This window comes from Actinomycetospora sp. (genome assembly GCF_036497585.1).
In the GTDB taxonomy this organism is placed as follows: domain Bacteria; phylum Actinomycetota; class Actinomycetes; order Mycobacteriales; family Pseudonocardiaceae; genus Actinomycetospora.
Window position 1 is genome coordinate 1 of sequence record NZ_DASXJD010000271.1, and the last position, 1,649, is coordinate 1,649.

General features: G+C 73.3%; 2 protein-coding genes. One reads left to right on the plus strand and one right to left on the minus strand.

The features are described from left to right. Positions 1 to 405, minus strand: a 405-nt coding sequence (locus tag VGH76_RS27460) for an ABC transporter permease subunit (protein ID WP_331559942.1), incomplete at its 3' end; no start/stop codon positions are given. 383 nt (positions 406 to 788) lie between these two features. On the opposite strand from VGH76_RS27460, the gene VGH76_RS27465 reads away from it, so the two are divergent. After that, a partial coding sequence (locus tag VGH76_RS27465; protein ID WP_331559943.1) for an ABC transporter substrate-binding protein occupies positions 789 to 1,649 on the plus strand: 861 nt, incomplete at its 3' end.

The window sequence follows — 1,649 nt, forward strand, 5'->3', positions numbered from 1 at the left end:
GAGGGCGCCGATGTTGTACCAGAACAGCAGCTGCACCAGCAGCGGCGTCGAGCGGAACAACCACACGTAGGCCCAGCTCACCGAGGAGAGCACCGGGTTGGCCGACAGGCGCATCGCGGCGAGCCCGATCCCGATGCCGAACCCGAGGACCGTCGTCGCCGCGGTGAGCCACAGCGTCGTCACCAACCCGCGCAGGACGGCGCCAGTGCCCAGGTACTGCGCCACGGTCGGCCAGCCGAACGCGGGGTTGAGCGCCACCGAGCGCAGCGCCCACAGGGCGAGCACGACGACGACGACGGCCGCGATCCAGCGCCCGACGTGGCGGGAGCCGACGGTGCGCGGTGGTGGTTCGGCGGGGTTCGACGCCGCGGGGGCGGGGTGGCCGGACACGGTGAGGGAGGTCATCGGCGGGCTCCGAGCAGGAGGAGGCGGGCGAGGACGAGATGGCTCCGCCAGGAGCGGCCCGCGTCCCTCAACGCGGGCGGACGGTCGCCGGGGGCGACCACTCCGCGACGGACGGTACGTCGCCCCGGTGGCGGCGTCGAGTCGCGCCCGGCAGATCACATCCGGCTTGACCGGGGACGTCCCGGGTGGTTCTGTCCCGTTCATGGCTCAGGACGGCACGTTGGTCACTCGTGACCACGTCGACCTGTGCCGGGTCTGGTCCGCCTCCTGTCGCTGAGCGCCGTCCGCTCCGCCACCACCCTCGCCGGACCCACCCCTCGTCGTGATCAGCGCGTCGCCGCGCGCACGGCGGGTCCGGACCGCTCCTCGCGACAGGACCACCCATGCTCCGACCCGCGCTGCCGGCTGTGCTCGCCCTCGTGGGCGTGGTGCTGGTCGGCTGTGCCTCGCCGCTCGACGACCTCGACGCCGGCGTGCCCCGGCAGGACGTCACCTCGGCCGTCGTCCCCGACGCGACGGCAGCCGCGCTCGTCCCGCCCGCCGTGGCGCAGGCGGGGGTGCTCACCGTCGGCGCGAGCGTCGGAGGCCAGCCCTCGGCGTTCAGGCTCTCCGACGGCGTGACCGTCGTCGGACAGGACATCGACATGACGGAGGCGGTGGCGCGCACCCTCGCGCTGCGCGTGGAGCGCACCGAAGGCACCTTCGACGGCATCGTCCCCGGCCTGACCAGCGGCAAGTTCGATGTCGCCACCGGCAACTTCGCGGTCACCGAGGCCCGCAAGAAGGTCGTCAGCTTCGTCACCTACATCAACGACGGCCAGGGGTTCGCCGTGCGCGCCGACGACCCCCAGCCTCCGATCCACGACCTGGCCGATCTGTGCGGGAGGACCGTCTCCGTCCTCGCCGGCTCGACCTTCGAGGCCTCGCTGGCGAAGGCGCAACCACGATGTCCGACGGCGGGCCGACCGCCGATCGACGCGCGCAGCTACCCGGACGGCGCGACCGCGAGCCTCGCCCTGGCCCAGCGGCGCGCCGACGTCACCATGAGCACGATCAACGGCCTGCGCTATCTCGTCTCACAGCAGCCGCGGCTGCGGTTCGTGAACGAGTACCGCCGGCTCGACGTCGGGTTCGCGCTGGCCAAGGACTCCCCGCTCGTCCCCGCGGTGCACGCCGCGGTCGAGCGGCTCATGGCCGACGGCACCTACGCCCGGATCCTCGCGAAGTGGGGAACGCCCACCTCC